Here is a 19,204-nt window from a genome sequence, read left to right as displayed (position 1 = left end):
TCATCGGCGGCCGAACGATCTCCTATCCCTGCGCGGTCAGATCCGGGTACCAAGTGAACTCCCTGTCGGCTCGTTCAACACGCGGGTTCCGGGGCCGGGCGCAGGTGCTCAGCCGAGGCTGGTGTTGTACAGACCCGTCAGGGTGATCTCGGTGAGGCCTTCCGGGGAGTCGCACTTCGCCGGGTCGATCCGGCCGATGGTGTTGTTCTCGATGATGTGGCCCTTGAGCTCGCCTTCGGTGACCCGGCCCACCGACCGCTCGATGATGACGTCCCCGGCGATCTGGAACGTGCTCACGAACTCCATCACGCTGGTGCGCTCGGACTGGTCGTGGGTGGTCCAGCGCACGCGGTCCTTCACCCACACGATCGCGGACTCGCAGTCGCCCTTGCCCTTGACCTCGACCTCGTGGGCCTTCGTGCCGGTGATCGGCAGGGTGGAGACGCACCGCCCGCTGTGCCCGCCCTCGACGTAGCTGAAGGTGATCTCCTGCTCGGTCCGCTTGAGGCCCGGCGTGATCTTCAGCGTCGCGGTTCCGCTGCACGATTCGCCGTGCACCGGTTCGTCGACGTTCGCCGCGGACAGCGCGGTCGGCCCGCTCGAGACCACCAGCGTTCCGGCGGCCAGCAGGCCGGCGGAGAGGCTCGCCAACACCCACTTGCCCCGACGGCCGATCAGCGGCGCGGCTTTCTCGTTCGGCCGGGGCGCGTTGCTGGGGGTCTGGGCCTTCATGGGAGGGGCTCCTTCCGGGGTGAATGCGGGAGATCCGCCCCATTTCTAAGGCACCCAAGGCGGTTTCTCGACCGATCATGCCCGATCGAGAAGGCAGCTCACTCGTCTTCGTTGTCCTGCCCGGAAGGGCGATTACGGTTCGCAATGATGATGCCGAGATCGCTTCATATATTGTTGCGGCGCAATGGTTTTCAGTCTTTCGATGAGGTGATCCGTTCTGGTGCGCCCAGCGGGGGACCGTGTGGTAGTCCTGGGTGGTCCGTGATCGCAGCACAGCGCTTGGAGATGCGGTGCGCGCCATCCAGATTTCCCGGTACGGCGGGCCGGAAGTGCTCGTACAGGAAGAAGTGCCGGATCCGGCATCCGGCAACGGTGCGGTGGCCATCCGGGTCAGCGCCGCCGGCGTCAACTACATGGACACCATGTGCACGGCGAATTCCTACCTCAAGCCGGTAGAGCTGCCCTACGTCCCGGGTGGTGAGGTGGTCGGCCGCACCGCCGACGGGCGGCGCGTCCTCGCCATGATGGACGGCGGCGGGTACGCCGAGCTGGTCGTCACGTCCTCCCCGTTCGTCGCCGAGGTCCCGGACGGCGTCGACGACCACCAGGCCGTCGCGCTCGGCGTCCAGGGCCTGTCGGCCTGGCACCTGCTGCGCACCTGCGCGCGGATCGTCCCCGGCGAGTCGGTGGTGGTGAACGCGGCCGCGGGCGGGGTGGGATCGCTGCTGGTCCAGCTGGCGAAGCTGTTCGGGGCGGGCCGGGTGGTGGCCGCGGCGTCGAGCCCCGACAAGCGGGCTTTCGCGATGGCCGTCGGCGCCGACGTCGCCGTGGACGGCGCGGCCGCGGGATATCGCGACCGGGTCGTCGAGGCCAACGCCGGGCGGCCGGTGGACATCATCTTCGACGCCACCGGCGGGGCGGTCTTCGACGCGGCGCTGGACGCGCTCGCCCCGCTCGGGCGGATCGTCACCTACGGCGTGGCGTCCCACGTGCTGCCCGCCCCGATCGCGACGGCGCAGGTCATCGAACGCACCGTTGCGGTCGGCGGGTTCTGGCTGCCGCAGGTGATCTCGTTGCCCGGCAGGTACCGGGAGCCGCTGGCGGAGCTGTTCGCCCTCACCGCCGCCGGCCGGCTGCGCCCGGCGATCGGCGGCGTGTACCCGCTCGGCGAGGCGCGGCGGGCGCACGAGGACATGCTCGGCCGGCGGACGCGCGGCAAGCTCGTGCTGGAACCTTGACGGCGCTGCCCACGATCGTGCGGGTGCCGCCCCGATCGGTGGTCGTGGACCGATTTCCCGGTGGCACGAACGAGTTCCGGCGCCTCGCGGTAGTCGCGATTCCGGACGCGGGCCGCCGGAGACGATCTCGGCACGGGATTTCCTGTTGCGGTGAAGAGGTTTTTCCTTTAGCCGCCGCTCTTGGACTCGCTCGCATTCGCGCGGCGAGGCGGTGCCCGATGCCCGAAGATGGGGCGGGCGCCGATCACCTCGCGAAGTCCGGTGCGGTTCCGGTTGAAACCGCGCGTTCTGCTCGTGCCTCGCCGGAATCCCCCGGCGGCAGGACTGATCGGGTCAACGACTCGCAGAAGCCGGGAGGTTGAAGTTGACTGCCACCGCCGCACCGCGGCTGATCGCCGAACGAGCCCCGGATCCCCGCCTACCGGTCGCGCGGCTGGCGCTGCTGCTCGACAGCGATTCCACCACCCCGCTGCACCTGCCGGACGACAGCGGGGTGGCTGCGGTGGCGGGGCGGATCGACGGTGCCCGGGTGATCGCGTACTGCACGGACGCCACCAAGATGGGCGGCGCGCTGGGTGCGGACGGGGCGCGGCGCATCGTCGATGCCGTCGACCGCGCCGTCCGGGACCGGTGCCCGGTGATCGGGCTGTGGCATTCCGGCGGGGCGAAGCTCGCCGAGGGTGTGGAGTCGATGGACGGCGTCGGCCAGATGTTCGCCGCGATGATCCGAGCTTCCGGGCGGGTCCCGCAGATCTCGGTCGTGCTCGGTCCCGCGGCCGGTGCCGCAGCGTACGGGCCGGCGCTGACCGATGTGGTGATCATGGCGGCCGACGGTCGGCTGTTCGTCACCGGGCCGGACGTCGTGCGCAGCGTCACCGGCGAGCAGGTCGACATGGCCGGGCTCGGCGGTCCGGCGGCGCACGGGCAGAAGTCGGGCGTCGCGCACGTGCTGGCCGACTCGGAGGCGGACGCCTACACCAGGGCTCGCCGGATCACCGGCCTGCTCGCCCAGCAAGGCGCTTTCGACCTGCGCGCGGTGGCGGAGCGCAAGGATCTGCGGTCGTTGCTGCCGGCTGCCGCCAACCGCGCCTACGACGTGCACCCGCTGGTGCGCGAGATCCTCGATGCCGCCAGCGGTTTCGACGAGTTGCAGCAGAAGTGGGCGCCCAACGTGGTCACCGGCCTGGGCCGGCTCGGCGGGCGCACCGTGGGCGTCGTCGCGAACAACCCGTTGCGCAAGGGCGGCTGCCTGGATTCGTCGTCGGCGGAGAAGGCGGCGAGGTTCGTGCGGATGTGCGACTCGTTCGGCGTGCAGCTGCTGGTCATCGTCGACGTGCCCGGCTACCTGCCCGGCGTGGACCAGGAATGGGCCGGGGTGGTGCGCCGCGGCGCCAAGTTGCTCTACGCCTTCGCCGAATCCGTAGTGCCTCGGGTGACGCTGGTGACACGGAAGGCATATGGCGGTGCCTACATCGCGATGAATTCCCGAGCGCTGGGCGCGAGCGCGGTGTTCACCTGGCCGGAGGCCGAAGTCGCGGTGATGGGCACCGAGGCGGCGGTGGGAATCCTGCACCGCAAGAAACTGTCCGCAGTGGACGATGAAGACCTGCGGACGGCGCTGCGGGCCGAGCTCGTCGACGAGCACGAGCGCCTCGCCGGCGGCGTCGGCCGTGCGCTTGACATCGGCGTGGTGGACGAGGTGATCGATCCCGCGGACACCCGGCGCCGGGTCGCCGCCGCGCTCGCCGAGGCCGTCGCCGGCCGCGGCCACCACGGCAACATTCCGCTGTGACCGGAGGAAGAACGGTGACTGTTCCAGCACGCGGCGGCCAGTTGTGGATCCGCCGCTTCCACCCGGCGCCCGACGCCGGGGTCCGCCTGGTCGCGCTGCCGCACGCGGGCGGCTCGGCCAGCTTCTACTTCCCGCTGTCCCGCGCGCTCGCGCCGCGGGTCGAGGTGCTGTCGGTGCAGTACCCCGGCCGCCAGGACCGGTTGGCGGAGCGCTGCATCGACGACATCGGTGAGCTCGCGGACCGGCTCGCCGCCGAGCTGCGGCCGTGGGCGGATCGCCCGCTGGCGCTCTTCGGCCACAGCATGGGCGCGGCGGTCGGCTTCGAGGTGGCGCGCCGCATGGAGGTCGCGCCGATCCGGCTGATCGCGTCCGGCCGCCGCGCACCGTCGACGCACCGGGACGAGTGGGTGCACCTGAGCGATGACGACGGGCTCGTCGCGGACCTGCGGAAGCTGAGCGGGACCGCTGCGGGCGTGCTCGGCGACGACGAGCTGCTGCGCATGATCCTGCCCGCGGTTCGCAGCGACTACCGCGCGGCCGAGACCTACCAGGGCGAGGCCGGGGCGAAGGTGGCCTGCCCGATCACGGTGCTGCTCGGTGACGACGACCCGAAGGTCACCCTGGCGGAAGCCGAAGCGTGGCGGGAGCACACCGACGCCGAAGTGGACCTGCGCGTCTTCCCCGGCGGGCACTTCTACCTGGTCGAGCACCAGGCGGAGGTGCTCGCGGTGCTCGACCAGCGGCTGAAGGTGCCCGATTCCGTGTGAATCCCTTGCGCGCCGGCCCCCGGCCGGATCACGCCCACAGGTGTGAAAATGCCGCTCAATTATTGAGAAACCGTGACCATGTCGACAGACTTCGTTGTGGGGAAACAACTTTGAGTTCGGTTGCATCGGTGATCTGCTCGATTCGGCAGGAGGAGACCGACGTGTCTGGTGATGGGGAAGTCATCCTGGAAGGCGGCCCGGTCGGGATCCCGACCCAGGTGACGGCCGCGGAGGTGGATCTGGCCGAGCGGATCAAGATCCGGCGGTTGAACGGGTACGACCACTTCGAGCGGACCGAGGACTACCGCGAGGTCGGCGACTCGAACCTCCCGGTGTTCCGCTGGGCGTACCGGACGCAGGTCGCGGAATGACGGGATCGGACGGGCTCGACGGCCTCTTCGAGGTGCGCATCGGGGATCGCGACCTCGGCGTGTTCACCAGTTGCGCGGGCCTGGAAGCCGGAACCGTCGTCGTCGTCCTCAGCCGCCCGCAGGCCGGCCGTGCCGCGGCGATGTTGGACTGGCTGCGCAGCCGCCCGGAGAAGTCGATCGGCGAGATCACGATGCTCGGCCCGGAGCGCGCGCCGCTGGCCTCCTGGTCGCTGGCGGGAGTCATGCCCGTGCAGTGGAACGGTCGCGGGCCCGGCGCGCCGTTCGAGACGCTCGAACTGTCCTGCGCGGATCTGACCCGGATCATCTGGTGACCTGCGCCTGAGATCGGGGGAGCCCGGCATCGGAATCCACTGTGGAGTCCGGTGCCGGGCTTGTCGTTCCGGCCGCCCGGTGTGACCGAAGTCGTCCCTGGCCGGACTCGGTTTAGTGCATCCAGCGCTTGACTGGTGTCATCGGCGGCAAGGTGATCATTACGTGACGTGCCTGCTTCTAATGATCAACGTGTTTGCCGCGTCTCCGCTCGAACTCCAATGTCGCGTTCCAGTGCGCGTTCATTTGGTGTGGTGCCCGGAGTTCCGCGCAGCGTCATCGGCGGCCGGATGGAACAGCGGTTCAAGGAATTCAACTGTGAAGTGGTGGCCGAGAAGGGCGTGTGGCCCGTCGAGTCGACTTCGGGCCAGCTGGTCAAGAGCCAGCTCGCCAGCGCCTCCTGATCGCCGCGTCAGCCGTCGACCCGGGGCGCCAGTCGGTCGCGCAGGCGCAGTCCGCTGATCGCGCCGGAGTCGTCCCGGCAGACGTCGATGGTCGTGCCGCGTTCGCTCGCCGGCTCGGTGATCACCAGCCGGTCCCGCCCGCACCAGGCGACCTGCTCGATCGACGGCGGCTCCAGGTAGTAGTTGCCCGGCCGGGGCGTCGGGCGGTGGATGCGCACCGCGGCGCGCCCCTCGGGGCGCGGGCTGAGTTCGAGGCGGTAGAAGGACGCGTCGAAACTGCCCGCCAGCCCCGCGGCGTCGGCCGGTGCGTCGCCGGGTTCTGCTGGCGGCGCCTCGGAAGTGATGCCGACCAGTTCCCGCAGCAGCGCGGCGCGCACCTCCTGGTTCACCTGCTCGCCCGACGTGCCGTTGGTCAGCAGCACGAAGCCGATTCCCTGTTCGGGAACCAGGCACAGCTGGGTGCAGTACCCGATGGTCAGCCCGCCGTGGTAGGCCAGCCGCACGCCGTCGACGTCGTCCAGCCGCCAGATCAGCCCGATCCGCTCGGACGCGCCGCTGCGCTCGCGTTGCGGGACGAACGGCTCCGCCGGGGTCTTCCCTGCGAGGTGGTAGCGGGCGTAGTCGAGCATGTCGCTCGCGGACGACACCAGCCCGCCGCCGGGCACGTCCCAGCCCGGCAGCTGCCAGCCGCGCTGCCAGCCCGCGGTCCGGGCCACCTCGGGCCCGGCGTCGCTGCGGTGCGGGGCGGCCACCCGGTGGGTGATCGCCTCGTCCGCGGTGGTGCAGGTGTGCCGCATCCCGGCCGGTTCCAGCACTTCGGTGCGGACCAGCTCCGCGTACCGCCGGCCGGTGAAGACCTCCAGCAGCCGCCCGGCGACGATCAGCCCGGCGTTGCTGTAGGAGTAGTTCGTGCCGGGGGCGAACACCAGCGGCAGCCCGGCGATGTGCGCGACGCCGGTGGCGATCGAGTCGTCCGCGCCGTCGGCGAGCAGCCGGGGCCCGTTGATGATCAGGTGATCGCCGAACAGGCCGGAGGAGTGGGTGAGCAGGTGCCGGATGGTGATCCGGCGGTCCAGCCCCGCGCCCGGCAGGTGGTCGGCCACCAGGTCGTCCAGGCCCAGCCGCCCGGCGTCGGCCTGCGCGGCCAGCATCGTGCCGACGAACGTCTTGGACACCGAGCCGATCTGGAACAGCGTGTGCTCGTCGACCGGCAGCGGATGGTCCACATTGGTCACGCCGAAGCCGAGGCGGTGGCTGCCGTCCGGGGTGAGCACGCCGACGCCGACGCCGGGCACCGCCCAGCGCCGCATCAGCGGCGGGATCATCCCGGTCAGCAGTCCGGCAATGTCGGTCATGCGTTCGCACCGTCCTCTGCGGGCCGTTGGAGTTCCTCGCCGGGGCGCACCGGGAAGAAGCAGGAAACCGTCCGGCGACCGGACTCGTCGGCGATCAGAGCGGGCTCCTCCCGCGCGCACCGAGCCTGGGCCCGGGGGCAGCGCGGGTGGAAGGCGCAGCCGGTCGGCGGGTTCAGCGCCGACGGCACGTCCCCGGCGAGCACCACCCGCTGCCGCCGCGCTTCGGCGTCCGAATCGGGCAGCGGGATGGCCGACAGCAGGGAAGCGGTGTACGGGTGGGCCGCGCTCGCGAAGAACTCCGCCCGGTCGGCGACCTCCACCACCTTGCCCAGGTACATCACCGCCACCCGGTCGCACAGGTGCTTGACCACCGACAGGTCGTGCGTGATGAACACGTAGGTGAGGCCGAGTTCCCGCTGGAGTTCCTTGAGCAGCTTGAGGATCTGCGCCTGGATCGACACGTCCAGCGCGGACACCGGCTCGTCGCAGACCACCACCCTGGGGCGCAGCGCGATGGCCCGGGCGATGCCCATCCGCTGCCGCTGCCCGCCGGAGAACTCGTGCGGGTACCGGTCGTAGTGGTCCGGGTGCAGCCCGACCATCTCCATCAGTTCGAGCACGCGCCGCCGCACGTCCGGCCGCCGGTGGATGCGCAGCGGCTCGGCGATGATCTCGCCGACGCTGAGGCGGGGGTTCACCGAGGACGACGGGTTCTGGAAGATCATCTGGATGTCGCGGCGCAGCCGGGCCAGTTCGGCGCCGCGCCGCGCGAAGATGTCCTCGCCCGCGAACCGGACCTCGCCGCTGGTCGGGGTGGCCAGCCGCAGCAGCAGCCGGGCGAGGGTGCTCTTGCCGCAGCCGGACTCGCCGACCAGGCCCAGCGTCTCGCCCTCCCGCACGCCGAGGTTCACCCCGTCGACGGCCTTGACCAGGCCTCCTGTCCGGCGGAACAGCCCGCCCCGCACCGGGTAGTGCAAGGTGAGATCCCGGGTCTCCACCAGGTAGTCGTTCATCGGCCCGCCTCCGCATCGTCCAGCGCGCCGGCCAGTTCCCGGAAGGCGTCCGCGGTGTGCACGCAGGCGGCCAGCCGGCCCTCGGCCTTGTGGTCCAGCACCGGTTCGGTCCGGGTGCACCGGTCGTCGGCGAACCGGCACCGGGGCGCGAACCGGCAACCGGGCGATTCGTCGGCGAGCGACGGGGGATGGCCGCCGATCGGTTCCGGCGCGACCTCGGAGTCCAGCCTGGGCACCGCGCGCAGCAGGGACCAGGTGTAGGGCATCAGCGGGTCCTGGAAGAGCTGCTTCGGCGTGCCGGACTCCACCGCCTTCCCGCCGTACATCACCAGCACGCGGTCGGCGATCTGGGAGACCACCCCGAGGTCGTGCGTGATCATGATGATGGACATGCCGTACGCCGACTTCAGCTGGCCGAGCAGTTCCAGGATCTGCGCCTGGATGGTGACGTCCAGCGCGGTGGTCGGCTCGTCCGCGATGAGGATCTTCGGCCGCCGGGCCAGCGCGACGGCGATCATGGCCCGCTGCCGCATGCCGCCGGAGAGCTGGTGCGGGTAGTCCCGGGCGCGGCGCGCCGGGCTGGGCATGCCGACCTCGTCCAGCGTCCGCACCGCCCGGCGCATCGCCTCCCTGCGGGAGACCCGCTCGTGGGTGCGGATCGCCTCGGCGATCTGGTCGCCGATGGTGAGCACCGGGTTCAGGCAGGTGGTCGGGTCCTGGAAGATCATCGAGATCTCGTTGCCCCGGATCGACCGCAGCTCGCGCTCGGAGGCGCCGAGCAGGTCGCGGCCCCGGAACCGGATCCGGCCACCGGCGTAGTGGCAGGGCGGCGACGGGTTGAGCCGCATGATGGACATCGCGGTCACGCTCTTCCCGGAACCGGACTCGCCGACGATGCCGAGCGTTTCGCCCTCGTCGACGGTGAAGGAGACGCCGTCCACCGCGCGCACCACACCGTCGGCGGTGCGGAAGTGCGCTTGCAGGTCGTCGACTTCCAGCAGGGGCATGATCACCGCACCGCCTTCGGGTCGAAGACGTCGCGGAAGCCGTCGCCGATGAAGTTCACGCACAGCACCGCGACGGCGATCATCAACCCGGGGAAGACGATCGCGAACTGGCTGGTGAGAAACACGTGGAAGCCGGCGCGGAAGGCGTCGGAGAGCATGGCACCCCATTCCGGTGTCGGCGCCTGCGCGCCGAGGCCGAGGAAGGACAGCGCGGCGATGTCCAGGATCGCCGCGGCGAGGGTGAGGGTGGCCTGGACGATCAACGGGCCCAGGCAGTTCGGCAGCAGCGTGCGCAGGAGGATCCTCCCGTGCCCGGCGCCCATGGACCGCGCCGCCAGCACGTAGTCGCTGTCCCGCAGCCCGATCATCGCGGACCGGACGACCCGGGCGATCTGCGGGACCGAGACGATGCCCACCGCGAGCATCGCGTTGCCGAGCCCCGGCCCGAGCGTCGAGACGATCATGATCGCCAGCAGGACGCTGGGGAACGCGAGCAGGATGTCCATCAGCCGCATCAGGACCGCGTCGAACCAGCCGCCCCGGTAGCCGGCGAGCAGCCCGATCGCCGTCCCGACGACGGCGGCCAGCGCGACCGAGAGCAGCCCGGCGGACAGCGTCACCCGGGCCCCGAAGAGCAACCGGGACAGGATGTCGCGGCCCAGCTCGTCCTGGCCGAGCAGGTGCGTGCCGCTCGGCGGCTGGAACCGCCCGCCGAGGTCCTGCGCGTACGGGTCGAACGGCGCGAGGACCGGGGCCAGCACGGCGACCAGCACGAAGATCCCGAGCACCACGACCCCGAACACCGCGAGCCGGTTGGCGAAGAACGCGCGCTGCCGCCGGCTCCGGGCGCCCCTCGGCGGCGCGGTGGCCACTTGGTCGGCCATCAGTACCTCACTCTCGGGTCCAACACCGCGTACAGGACGTCGACCACCAGGTTGACCAGCACGAACAGCAGCGAGGCGTACAGCACCACGCCCTGGATCAGCGCGTAGTCGCGCTGGAACACCGCCTGGTAGGCGATCTGACCGATGCCGGGCCAGGAGAAGATCGTCTCGGTGATCACCGCGCCGCCGAGCAGCAGGCCGAGCTGCAGCCCGATCACCGTGATCACCGGCAGCATCGAGTTGCGCAGGCCGTGCCGGACGGTCGTGACCAGCGGGGAGACGCCCTTCGCCCGGGCGGTCCGGATGAAGTCCTCGGCCAGCGTCTCCCGCATGCTGGACCGCGTCATCCGCATGATCACGCCGCAGGGGATGGTGGCCAGCGCGAGGGCCGGCATGGTCAGGTGCGCGAGGGAGGCGCGGAACATCGCCCAGTCCCCGGCGAGCAGCGCATCGACCAGGTTCAGGCCGGTGACCGTCGGCAGCGACTCGGCGGCGGGCAACCGGCCGGGGAACGGCAGCAGGTGCAGGTTCACGCCCAGCACCACCATGAAGATCATGGCCAGCCAGAAGATGGGCATGCTCACCCCGGCGACGGCGAACACCGACGCGACCTTGTCCAGTAGCGAGTGCGGCCGGCTCGCGGCCAGCGTGCCGAGGGCGATGCCGACCACCACGGCGATGAGCAGCGCCGCCAGGGTCAGCTCCAAGGTGGCGGGCAGCCGCGCGGCCAGTTCGGTGACCACCGGCCGACCGGACACTACGGACTCGCCGAGGTCGCCCTGCAGCGCCCGGCCGAGGAACAGCCAGTACTGCACGATGATCGGCTCGTCCAGGCCCATCTGGGCGCGCAGCTCGGCGATCTGCTCCGCAGTGGCGTTCTCGCCGAGGATGATCTGCGCCGGGTCGCCCGGGATCATCCGCACGGTGAAGAACACGATCGCGGAGACCCCGAGCAGCACGGGGATCAGCTGCCCGAGCCGACGCGCGATATAGGTCAGCACGGCCCGACACCTCCCCGGCGTCCGTTTGGAACATGGCTTTCAGACGGTGAGGGCATCGAGGTCGTCCATGGCGATGTTGGTGCCGAAGCCGCGGATCGACGCGCGGAGCGCGACCGGCGGGCTGACGTAGGCGATTGGCAGCACCGGCACCTCGTCGTGCACGATGTGCTGGATCTCGGCGTAGAGGGCACGTTGCTTCTCCACCTCGGCGGTAACCCTGGCCTCGGCGAGCAACGCGTCGACCTGCGAGTTCTGGTAGAAGGACAAGTTGGACGAGTTGGATTCCGTCGCGCTGGCGCCGGCGTACCAGTAGTTCAGAGGGAAGTAGGAGTCCACGCCGATCGTGGTGCCGCCGAACATGGCGATGTCGTGCAGTCCCTTGCCGGTCCGCTCCACGTAGGTCGCCAGCTCGTAGGTGACGAGCTCCGCGGTGATCCCGACCGCGGCCAGGTTCGCCTGCACCGCCTGGGCGACGCCCTTGCCGTCCGGCATGTACGGCCGGGCGGTGGACATGTACCGGAGCGTGGTGCGAAAACCGTTGGGCAGCCCGGCTTCGGCCAGCAGCCTGCGCGCCAGGTCCGGGTCGTACGGGTGCGGCTGGATCGACCGGTCGACGAACGCGGAGATCCTGTACAGCGGCGCGCCGGCCACCTCGGCCCCTTCGCCGAAGAAGTACCGCACGATCCGCGGCAGGTCGATCGCGTGCGCGATCGCCTTGCGCACCAAGGGGTTCCGGAACGGCTCGCGGCGGGTGTTCATGGCGAAGTAGCTGAAGCACTCCTGCGGGTGCTGGGTCACGGCGAATCCCGGGGTGTCGCGCAGCGCGTCGGCGTCCTGCGGCACGATGCCGTTGACGGCGGAGAGATCGCCGCCGACCAGCGCCGCCACCCGGGCCGTGCTGTCCGGGATGGGCGTGAGCACCACGGTGTTCAGGCGCCGCCCCGCGTCGACCGGCCGCGTGCCCCACCAGGATTCGTTGCGGCGCAAGGTGAGCTTGCTTCCGCGCTGCCAGGATTCCAGCGCGAACGGGCCGGTGCCGACCGGCCGCTGCCAGAAGTTCTCCACGTCCCGCTGGATCGCAGTGGGCGAGGCCATGCCGAACTGCGCGCCGGCGAGAGTGGGGAGGAACGGCCCGTAGGGTTCCCGGAGGTCGAACCGCACCGCGTGCGAGCCGACCTTCTCGATCCCGGCGATCACCGACTTCTCGTCGAAGCCGCCGAACAGGTTCTTGTAGTAGGCGAACTTGCTGCTCTGCGGGCCGCCGCCGCGGTGGTAGGGGTGCCCGGCCTCCCGCCAGCGCCGGAAGTTGAACACCACGGCGTCGGCGTCGAACGGCGTGCCGTCGTGGAAGCGCGCGTCCTCGCGGAGCGCGAAGGTGTATTGCCGGCCGCCGTTCTCGGGTTCCGGCACCGCATTCGCCAGCGCCGGCAGCAGTTTTCCGTCCGGGGCGTAGCGCAGCAGCGAGTCGAAGATCTGGTGCACGACCGCGTAGGACTCGCTGTCGGTCTGGTTCATCGGGTCCAGGGAGACGGCGTCCGAGCTCCGGCCGTAGACGAAGACGTCGCCGGCGGCCCTGGCCGAGGCCCCGCAGCCGGCGGTGCCGAGCAGCACCGCCCCGGCCCCGGCCAGCTGGAGCACGCCACGGCGGGTCAGCCTCGGGCCGGTCGAGGTGCACTGGTGCGTCATCGCCGCTCCCTTCCTTGGTCCTCAGTGCACGGACCGATGCCGGTGCGGCGGCACGATGTCCGCGGCCGTCCGGATCGGGTGCGTGGTTCCCGGGTACGCTGCGACCGCGGGCCGATTCCGGGCGCCTGGTGCTGTTTCCGGCGTTCCAGGGGCGGAACCGGTTGCGGCGCCCGCGCATCGTCCAGCAGATCCAACTTCGCGAACCCCTTGATCTCGCTTCGAGCTGGTCTAGAGTGTGGACTCGCCCGCGGATGAGGGAGATCATTCGCTCGATACGCTCATTTTCGGCCCGCAGAGAGCGAGAAACGTGCATCGGGACTTCTCTGAGGACGACTTGGCGCTCATTCACGCCCTGCAGTTGCGGCCTCGCGCGCCGTGGGCGGCGCTGGCCCCCACGCTCGGCGCGTCGCCCACGGCACTGGCGCAGCGCTGGGCCCGGCTCCGCGAAGCGGGACTGGCCTGGATCACCGCGTATCCCGAGTACGGCGAGCTTTCCGGCGGCGCGATGGTGGCCCTGGTCGAGATGAACTGCGCCCCGGGCGCGGTGGACGACGTGGCCCGGAGGCTGGAGCGGACGCACCGCGTGCACAACATCGAACACGCCGCGCGTGGACTGGACCTGTTGCTGACGGTCTCCGCCAGCTCGTTCGGCGAACTCTCCGCGCTGCTGCTGGACGAGCTGCCGAAGCTGCCCGGAGTGGCGTCGCTGCACTCCCACATCGGCACCAAGCGGCACATCGAGGGCAACCAGTGGCAGCTGGACGCGCTGGACCGCGCGCAGCGCGAGGCGATCCTGCAAGCGGGCCGCGCCGAGCGGGACCGGCCCAGCGAACCGATCTACCTGAGATCCAAGGTCTTCGCCCCGCTCGTGTCCGAGCTCGCGCACGACGGCCGGGCCACCGCGGCGGAACTGGCCGAGCGGCTCGACCGGCCGACTTCCACGGTGCGCCGCCAGCTGACCGCCCTCCTGCGGTCCCGGGCGCTGCGACTGCGGTGCGAAGTCGCCCAGCTGCACACCCGGTGGCCCATCGCGGTGATCTGGTGGTGCCGGCTGCCGAACAGCGCGTTGCCCGCGGCGGTGTCCCGGTTGCGCGAGGATTCGCGGGTGCGGTTGTGCATGTCGGTGACGGGTTCGGCGAACCTCGTGGTGAACGCGTGGACGGCGGACATGGGCGACCTGATGAACATGCAGGACAACCTCGAACGGCTGTTGCCGGCAGGGGGAATCGTGAACAGTTCGGTGATCCTGCGGACCCGGAAGCGGGTGGGCTGGCTGATGCACCCGGACGGCCGCTGCACGGGCGAGGTCATCCCGCTTCCCGGCCCGGCGGCGGACGCCCCGGTCTGAGGGCGGTGGCCGCACGACGAAATGCGGGGCGGGCGGCCGGAAGCCGCCCGATCCGCATTCAGACGGTGAGGGCGAGCTTGCCCTGGAGGTGACCGCCGTCGAGCAGCCGGTGCGCGTCGGCGACGCGCTCGAACGGGAACGTCTCCTGCACGTGGACCCGGAGCCTGCCCTGTTCGACGAGTTCGACGAGACCTCGCAGGGCGACCGGATCGGGGTCGACCGCGATGCCGCTGAAGCGCATGCCGGCCGCCTCGTACTTGGCGGCGAGCTCCGAATCCTCCTCGGCGACCGCCGTCACCAGGTGACCGCCTGGGCGGAGCACTTCGAGCGACCGCTCGACGGTGTCGCCGCCGATCGTGTCGAGCACGACGTCGATGTCGCGGACCGCCTCGGTGAAGTCGACCGCCGTGTAGTCGATCACCTCGTCGGCGCCGAACCCCTCGACGAACTTCCGCTTGCTCCCGCTGGCGGTCGCGATCACGTGCGCGCCGAGCGCTTTCGCGATCTGGATCGCGACGTGGCCGACTCCGCCACCACCGCCGTGGACCAGGACGCGGTCGCCCTCGGTCACGCCACCGAGGTCGACGAGGCCCTGCCACGCCGTCAGCCCGACGATCGGCAGCGCCGACGCCTCGACGTGCGAGAGCGACGCCGGCTTGCGCGCCAGGTGCAACGCAGGCGCCGACACGACCTCGGCGTACGCGCTCGCCGCCCGGGGGAACAGCGGCATCCCGAACACCTCGTCGCCGGGCCTGAACCGCCACGTCTGCGGCGCCTCCTCGACCACGCCGCTGATGTCCCAGCCGAGGATGAACGGCGGCTGGCCGATCAGCGGGAACTCGCCGGCGCGCAGGCGCGCCTCCAGCGGGTTCAGCCCGATCGCCTTGACGCGGACGAGAACCTCGGTCGGGAGGGGCTGGGGCTCGGGCGCGTCCACGATGGTGAGCACCTCGGGACCGCCGAGCGTCTGCTGGGTGATGACTCTCATGACTCTCCTGGCTTTGGAGGGGGGAGAGAACCCAGGCTATTTTTCCGATAGGAACCAGCAGGTACCTTTGGCGCCATGAGCGGTTTCGGTCCCGGTGATCCCTTTCTCGCCGACTGTCCGGCGCGGCTGGCGGTCGAGCTCATTGCCGACAAGTGGACGGTGGTCGTGCTCTACGGCCTCAGCAAGGGTCCGGTGCGCCATGGCGAGCTGATCGAGCTGATCGGCGGCATCTCCCGCAAGATGCTCACCCAGACGCTCCGACGGCTCGAGGCGCACGGACTCGTCCGCCGCCACGCCTACGCCGAGGTGCCGCCCCGCGTCGAGTACGAGCTCACCCCGCTCGGGGCGACGCTGATCGATCCGATCCACATGCTGACCGAGTGGGCGAGGGCGAACGGCGACGCAGTGCTCGATGCGCTCGACGCCGATCCCGAGCCGGTCGCCCATAGCGGCTGAGGCCCCCGCTAGGGCACTGAGCATCCTCTCGGCCGCTACTCGGTATCGGCCCGGCCGCGCTCGGTCTGCAGGCTCTCGATGTGTTGGACGATCTGCCACCTCGGGGTGGTGGTCCTGGCCACGACCACGAACGTCTCACCGGCCTCACTCCAGGTGCGGTGCACGAGGTCAAGCGCGTGGTCCACTGCGGACACGACATCTTCACGGGTTCGGCGAACCTGGTGGTGAACGCGTGGACGGCGGACATGGGTGACCTGATGAACATGCAGGACAACCTCGAACGCCCGCTGCCGGGAGAACCCGACCCCGGTATCTGAGATTCTCGTCCGAATTGGATGGTCACTTACCGGAGCGACAGCCGAGTGCGGCGCCTGGCAGGCGGAACGCCGGTTTCGCGCGAAACCGCCACCGCGCCCCACGTGGAACGCCGGTTTCGCGCGAAACCGCCGCCCTGCACCCCAGACGGCCGCGTTCCACACGCGCCCGGTTACGGCGCCGCTATCCCGGCGGTGACCGAGCCTCGCGCCGCGCGACGGGCCGGGATGACCGCGGCGAGCGGCGCCGCCAGGACCGCGGCCCCCAGCAGCACCCCGAGCCGGCCCCACGGCAGCACGAACAGCACCGGCTCGGCGTCCGTCGACGCCACCTGCGCGATCAGCCACGCCGAGCCGATGCCGACGAACAGCCCGCACGCCGCTCCGAGCAGCGCGACGAAGACCGATTCCGCGGCGAGGGCGGCGCTGAGCCCGCCCCGGGTCAGGCCGAGTGCGCGGAGCAAGGCCGACTCACGAGTCCGCTCCAGGACGGACAGCGAGAGCGTGTTGGTGATGCCCGCGAACGCGATCAGCACGGCCAGCGCGGTCAGCGCCCACAGCAGGTCCAGCGTGCTGCGCAGGGGCGCCGAAAGCTCTTCCTTGAGCTCGTCGACGCTGCGCAGCTGAGCCAGTGGCGCGCCGGAGAGCGCATTCTCCAGCGCCAGCCGGACCTGGTCGTGGTCGGCGTCCGCCGCCAGCTTGACCAGGACGCTGTCGTCGTAGCCGCCCTCGCCCATGGCGATCGCGGACTGCTGCCCGAGATCGACCATGGCGAGCCCGGTATCGGCGCCTGCGGCGCTGACGCCGTCGTAGACCGCGACGACCCGCAGCGGGACCGGGCGGTTCCGGGGCCCGGCCTGGACGGTGTCGCCGACCGCCAGGCTCGTCTCCTCGGCGAGCTGCTTGCTCACGGCGAGCTCTCCCGGCCCCAGCCGGTCGAGGCGGCCGGACAGCACCACCGGCCGCAAGAGGCTGCCCACGGCGTCGCCGCGCACGGCGGTCATCCCGTAGCCGCCGTATTTCCCGAGGTCACCTGAGAACGACTGGCGGAGAGCCGCGTCCGCGACGCCCGGGACCGCGGCGAGGGTGTCCGCGAGCGCGGGAGGCAGTGGCTTGGTGGCGACCACCGACGTGACGGTGAAGTCGGCCCCCAGCTGCTGGTCGAGGCCGCGGTCCCGGCCCGCCTCGACGCCCGCGGTCACCGTGGTCACGAGCGAGACGACGGCGAGACCGATCGTGAGTGCGGCGGCGCTGGCCGCGGTGCGCTTCGGGTTGCGGTCGGCGTTGAGCGTGGCCAGCCGCGCGGGCTGGCCGAAGATCGGAGCGCAGACCACGCCCACCACCCTCGCCACCGGGCCGACCACCAGCGGCCCCGCAGCCAGCGCCGCGCCCAGCAGCGAGATCATGGCCACGACGGACAGCACCGCACCGGTCTCCACCTCGGAGCCCAGCGCTAGCGCGGCCGTGCCGAAACCCACCACCAGGAGCGCGATCGTGACGGCCGCTCGCGGCCGCCCGGCACGGGCGGACTTGCCCTCCACCGGCGTCCGCAGCGCCTCGACGGGGGCGGCGCGGGTCGCCGACCAGGCCGGGATCGCCGCGGCGAACACAGTCACCAGCACCCCGATCGCCAAGGACGCGACGACCGTCCGCGCGGTCAGCGGGACGTGAACGTCCCCGCCGACGATCGCCTGCAACGCGGCGGCGACGCCGAGCCCGCCCAGCAGACCCACCGCGGACGCGACTGCGCCCACCACCACGGCTTCGGCGAGCAAACCCGAGAACACCTGCCGCTTCCCGGCCCCGATGCACCGCAGCAACGCCAGCTCCCTCGTGCGCTGTGCGACGAGGATCGTGAACGAGTTGGCGATCACCATCGCGGCCACGACCATCGCGAGCACCGCGAAGGCGGTGAAGAACTTCGACAGGCCGGCCGAATCCGACGGGGTCTCGCGCAGCAGCTGCGCGGCGGCCTCCTGCCCGGTCACCACGGAGATGCCTCGCCCGCCCACCGCTCGCGTGAGATCGGCGACGAGCTGCTGCTGACCGATGCCCGGCGCCGCGCGCACGACGATCTCGCCGAACTCCTCCTCCTGCGACAGCCTGCCCAGGGCCTCGGGGAGCAGCACCATGTCGCTGGCCCCGATTCCGGCGTCCGCGGGCCGGGTGAACGTGCCGACCAGCGTGAAGGTGTGCTGGCGGCCGTCCTGGTCGAGGACGGTCACGGGATGTCCCAGCGCGTAGTCCGCGGCGATGTCCTGCTCCATCGCGATTTCGTTGGTGTTGCTGGGAAAACGACCGTCGGCGAGGTCGAACGGGCGCAGCTGCTCGTCGGCGGCCAACGCGGTGGCGGCGGCGTCCCTCGGACGGCCTGCGGCGTCCCGGAGGGGAGCGCTCACCGTGGCGCGACCCTCCGCCGCGGCGACACCGGGCACCTGCCGCACCTTCGACAGCACCACGTCGTCGAGCTCGGCCCCGCGCGTCGCGTCGATCGATGCGTCGACCCCGCGGGTCTCGAAGGCGACGGCTTGGCGGAGCCCGACGCCGACGGCGTCGGAGAGCACGAGCGACCCGGCGACGAAAGCCACGCCGACGGCGATGGCGACGGCCGAGAGCAGCAGCCTAAGCGGCCGGGCAGCCAGCCCGGCGATGGCGGTTCGCAGCATCACGCCTCCAGCCTGGTGAGCGCCGCGAGCACGGTCTCGGCGGTCGGGCGTTCGAGGTGCGCGGCGATGCGGCCGTCGGCCAGGAGCACCCCGCGGTCGGCGTAGGACGCCGCGACCGGGTCGTGCGTCACCATCACGACCGTCTGCCCGAGCTCGCGGACCGATGTGCGCAGGAAGCCGAGCACCTCCGCGCCCGAGCGCGAGTCGAGGCTGCCCGTCGGCTCGTCGGCGAACACCACGTCCGGCCGGCCCACCAGGGCGCGGGCGCACGCCACCCGCTGCTGCTGGCCGCCCGAGAGCTCACCCGGCTTGTGCCGCAGCCGCGACCGCAGGCCCAGCGCGTCGACGACCGCGGTGAACCAAGCCCGGTCCGGCGCGCGGCCCGCGAGCCGAAGGCCGAGCAGGATGTTCTCCTCCGCGGTCATGGTCGGCAGCAGGTTGAAGGACTGGAACACGAACCCGATCCGGTCCCGCCGCACCCGGGTCAGCGAGGCGTCGGACAACCCGGTGAGCTCGGTCTGCCCGATGCGAACCCGCCCGGAGTCCACGGTGTCCAGTCCGGCGAGGCAGTGCATGAGCGTGGACTTGCCGGAGCCGGACGGGCCCATGATCGCCGTGAAGCGGTGCGCCGGGAAGTCGAGGGACACGCGGTCCAGCGCGCGCACCGCCGTGTCGCCGCGACCGTAGACCTTCACCGCGTCCGCCACGCCTGCTGCGACGTGACCGTCCATTGTGTTCCTTCGCATTGGCTCCCCTGAACTTCGAGGGCGGCCGCCCGCCGCGGCCGCCTCGGTGATCGTGGCGGGCGGCGCCTGAGCGGTTCCTGAAACGACCTGAAGAACGCTTCAGGTA

General features: G+C 71.2%; 20 protein-coding genes. 9 read left to right on the top strand and 11 right to left on the bottom strand.

Annotation, left to right across the window (positions count from 1 at the left end):
* Positions 1-108: 108 nt before the first annotated feature.
* The gene (locus tag E1288_RS21370) at positions 109-732 is read right to left on the bottom strand and encodes a hypothetical protein (RefSeq protein WP_132487793.1); all 624 of its coding nucleotides are present in this window, start codon (positions 730-732) and stop codon (positions 109-111) included.
* 290 nt (positions 733-1,022) lie between these two features.
* Between E1288_RS21370 and E1288_RS21365 the strand changes: the two genes are divergently transcribed.
* From E1288_RS21365 to E1288_RS50380, 6 genes are all read left to right on the top strand, one after another.
* The gene (locus tag E1288_RS21365) at positions 1,023-1,970 is read left to right on the top strand and encodes a quinone oxidoreductase family protein (RefSeq protein WP_132487791.1); all 948 of its coding nucleotides are present in this window, start codon (positions 1,023-1,025) and stop codon (positions 1,968-1,970) included.
* A gap of 364 nt (positions 1,971-2,334) precedes the next feature.
* Positions 2,335-3,762: an acyl-CoA carboxylase subunit beta gene (locus E1288_RS21360; protein ID WP_132487789.1), complete on the top strand. Its 1,428-nt coding sequence runs from the start codon at positions 2,335-2,337 to the stop codon at positions 3,760-3,762.
* Positions 3,763-3,776: 14 nt separating this feature from the next.
* A complete protein-coding gene (locus E1288_RS21355) occupies positions 3,777-4,529 on the top strand; it encodes a thioesterase II family protein (protein WP_132487787.1) in 753 nt (250 codons plus the stop codon).
* A gap of 161 nt (positions 4,530-4,690) precedes the next feature.
* Positions 4,691-4,900: a DUF5988 family protein gene (locus tag E1288_RS21350; RefSeq protein WP_207954474.1), complete on the top strand. Its 210-nt coding sequence runs from the start codon at positions 4,691-4,693 to the stop codon at positions 4,898-4,900.
* The gene (locus tag E1288_RS21345) at positions 4,897-5,232 is read left to right on the top strand and encodes a hypothetical protein (protein ID WP_132487785.1); all 336 of its coding nucleotides are present in this window, start codon (positions 4,897-4,899) and stop codon (positions 5,230-5,232) included. Before E1288_RS21350 ends, E1288_RS21345 begins: the two co-directional genes overlap by 4 nt.
* A 252-nt stretch (positions 5,233-5,484) precedes the next feature.
* Positions 5,485-5,634, top strand: a complete 150-nt coding sequence (locus E1288_RS50380) for a hypothetical protein (protein ID WP_165968200.1) — start codon at positions 5,485-5,487, stop codon at positions 5,632-5,634.
* An 8-nt stretch (positions 5,635-5,642) separates the two neighbouring features.
* Here E1288_RS50380 and E1288_RS21340 read toward each other — a convergent pair whose 3' ends face one another.
* The 6 genes from E1288_RS21340 to E1288_RS21315 are packed head-to-tail and all read right to left on the bottom strand — an operon-like array spanning position 5,643 to position 12,580.
* Entirely contained in the window at positions 5,643-6,989 is a 1,347-nt protein-coding gene (locus E1288_RS21340) for a serine hydrolase domain-containing protein (RefSeq protein WP_132487783.1), read from the bottom strand.
* A complete protein-coding gene (locus tag E1288_RS21335) occupies positions 6,986-8,002 on the bottom strand; it encodes an ABC transporter ATP-binding protein (RefSeq protein ID WP_132487781.1) in 1,017 nt (338 codons plus the stop codon). The genes E1288_RS21340 and E1288_RS21335 overlap by 4 nt, the downstream gene beginning before the upstream one ends.
* Positions 7,999-9,009, bottom strand: a complete 1,011-nt coding sequence (locus E1288_RS21330) for an ABC transporter ATP-binding protein (RefSeq protein WP_132487779.1) — start codon at positions 9,007-9,009, stop codon at positions 7,999-8,001. Before E1288_RS21330 ends, E1288_RS21335 begins: the two co-directional genes overlap by 4 nt.
* 2 nt (positions 9,010-9,011) lie before the next feature.
* Positions 9,012-9,893, bottom strand: a complete 882-nt coding sequence (locus E1288_RS21325; protein ID WP_132487777.1) for an ABC transporter permease — start codon at positions 9,891-9,893, stop codon at positions 9,012-9,014.
* On the bottom strand, positions 9,893-10,894 hold the full coding sequence (locus E1288_RS21320; protein WP_207954473.1) for an ABC transporter permease: 1,002 nt from the start codon (positions 10,892-10,894) through the stop codon (positions 9,893-9,895). Before E1288_RS21320 ends, E1288_RS21325 begins: the two co-directional genes overlap by 1 nt.
* Before the next feature lie 39 nt (positions 10,895-10,933).
* On the bottom strand, positions 10,934-12,580 hold the full coding sequence (locus tag E1288_RS21315) for an ABC transporter substrate-binding protein (RefSeq protein WP_132487775.1): 1,647 nt from the start codon (positions 12,578-12,580) through the stop codon (positions 10,934-10,936).
* Positions 12,581-12,914: 334 nt separating this feature from the next.
* Here E1288_RS21315 and E1288_RS21310 point away from each other — a divergent pair, with 334 nt between their 5' ends.
* Positions 12,915-13,928, top strand: a complete 1,014-nt coding sequence (locus E1288_RS21310; RefSeq protein WP_235883711.1) for an Lrp/AsnC family transcriptional regulator — start codon at positions 12,915-12,917, stop codon at positions 13,926-13,928.
* A gap of 58 nt (positions 13,929-13,986) precedes the next feature.
* On the opposite strand, the gene E1288_RS21305 is transcribed toward E1288_RS21310, so the two are convergent.
* Positions 13,987-14,916 (bottom strand): NADP-dependent oxidoreductase, encoded by a 930-nt coding sequence (locus tag E1288_RS21305; RefSeq protein WP_132487771.1) that lies wholly within the window; start codon positions 14,914-14,916, stop codon positions 13,987-13,989.
* Positions 14,917-14,991: 75 nt separating this feature from the next.
* Between E1288_RS21305 and E1288_RS21300 the strand changes: the two genes are divergently transcribed.
* Complete coding sequence (locus E1288_RS21300; RefSeq protein WP_132487769.1) at positions 14,992-15,372, top strand: winged helix-turn-helix transcriptional regulator; 381 nt, start codon at positions 14,992-14,994, stop codon at positions 15,370-15,372.
* A 35-nt stretch (positions 15,373-15,407) separates the two neighbouring features.
* Here E1288_RS21300 and E1288_RS47055 read toward each other — a convergent pair whose 3' ends face one another.
* Positions 15,408-15,557 carry a hypothetical protein gene (locus E1288_RS47055; protein WP_165968199.1) on the bottom strand — a complete coding sequence of 50 codons (150 nt, stop codon included), beginning with the start codon at positions 15,555-15,557 and terminating at the stop codon, positions 15,408-15,410.
* On the opposite strand from E1288_RS47055, the gene E1288_RS47050 reads away from it, so the two are divergent.
* A complete protein-coding gene (locus E1288_RS47050) occupies positions 15,549-15,689 on the top strand; it encodes a hypothetical protein (RefSeq protein WP_165968198.1) in 141 nt (46 codons plus the stop codon). The two genes, E1288_RS47055 and E1288_RS47050, sit on opposite strands and share 9 nt — an antisense overlap.
* 170 nt (positions 15,690-15,859) lie before the next feature.
* Here the strand turns inward: E1288_RS47050 and E1288_RS21295 are convergent, their stop codons facing one another.
* Both E1288_RS21295 and E1288_RS21290 read right to left on the bottom strand, forming a co-directional pair.
* On the bottom strand, positions 15,860-18,352 hold the full coding sequence (locus E1288_RS21295) for an FtsX-like permease family protein (RefSeq protein ID WP_132487807.1): 2,493 nt from the start codon (positions 18,350-18,352) through the stop codon (positions 15,860-15,862).
* Positions 18,352-19,083 (bottom strand): ABC transporter ATP-binding protein, encoded by a 732-nt coding sequence (locus E1288_RS21290; RefSeq protein ID WP_132487767.1) that lies wholly within the window; start codon positions 19,081-19,083, stop codon positions 18,352-18,354. The genes E1288_RS21295 and E1288_RS21290 overlap by 1 nt, the downstream gene beginning before the upstream one ends.
* Positions 19,084-19,204 lie beyond the last annotated feature (121 nt).

The organism is Saccharopolyspora elongata, assembly GCF_004348985.1.
GTDB classification, from domain to species: Bacteria; Actinomycetota; Actinomycetes; order Mycobacteriales; family Pseudonocardiaceae; genus Saccharopolyspora; species Saccharopolyspora elongata.
This window is presented reverse-complemented; position numbering and strand designations above follow the sequence as displayed.

Bases quoted from the DNA above. Each gene is read 5' to 3' on its own strand.
- E1288_RS21370 (WP_132487793.1), bottom strand. From the start codon at position 732: ATGAAGGCCCAGACCCCCAGCAACGCGCCCCGGCCGAACGAGAAAGCC.
- E1288_RS21345 (WP_132487785.1), top strand. From the start codon at position 4,897: ATGACGGGATCGGACGGGCTCGACGGCCTCTTCGAGGTGCGCATCGGG.
- E1288_RS21340 (WP_132487783.1), bottom strand. From the start codon at position 6,989: ATGACCGACATTGCCGGACTGCTGACCGGGATGATCCCGCCGCTGATG.
- E1288_RS21335 (WP_132487781.1), bottom strand. From the start codon at position 8,002: ATGAACGACTACCTGGTGGAGACCCGGGATCTCACCTTGCACTACCCG.
- E1288_RS21330 (WP_132487779.1), bottom strand. From the start codon at position 9,009: ATGCCCCTGCTGGAAGTCGACGACCTGCAAGCGCACTTCCGCACCGCC.
- E1288_RS21325 (WP_132487777.1), bottom strand. From the start codon at position 9,893: ATGGCCGACCAAGTGGCCACCGCGCCGCCGAGGGGCGCCCGGAGCCGG.
- E1288_RS21315 (WP_132487775.1), bottom strand. From the start codon at position 12,580: ATGACGCACCAGTGCACCTCGACCGGCCCGAGGCTGACCCGCCGTGGC.
- E1288_RS21305 (WP_132487771.1), bottom strand. From the start codon at position 14,916: ATGAGAGTCATCACCCAGCAGACGCTCGGCGGTCCCGAGGTGCTCACC.
- E1288_RS21300 (WP_132487769.1), top strand. From the start codon at position 14,992: ATGAGCGGTTTCGGTCCCGGTGATCCCTTTCTCGCCGACTGTCCGGCG.
- E1288_RS21295 (WP_132487807.1), bottom strand. From the start codon at position 18,352: ATGCTGCGAACCGCCATCGCCGGGCTGGCTGCCCGGCCGCTTAGGCTG.
- E1288_RS21290 (WP_132487767.1), bottom strand. From the start codon at position 19,083: ATGGACGGTCACGTCGCAGCAGGCGTGGCGGACGCGGTGAAGGTCTAC.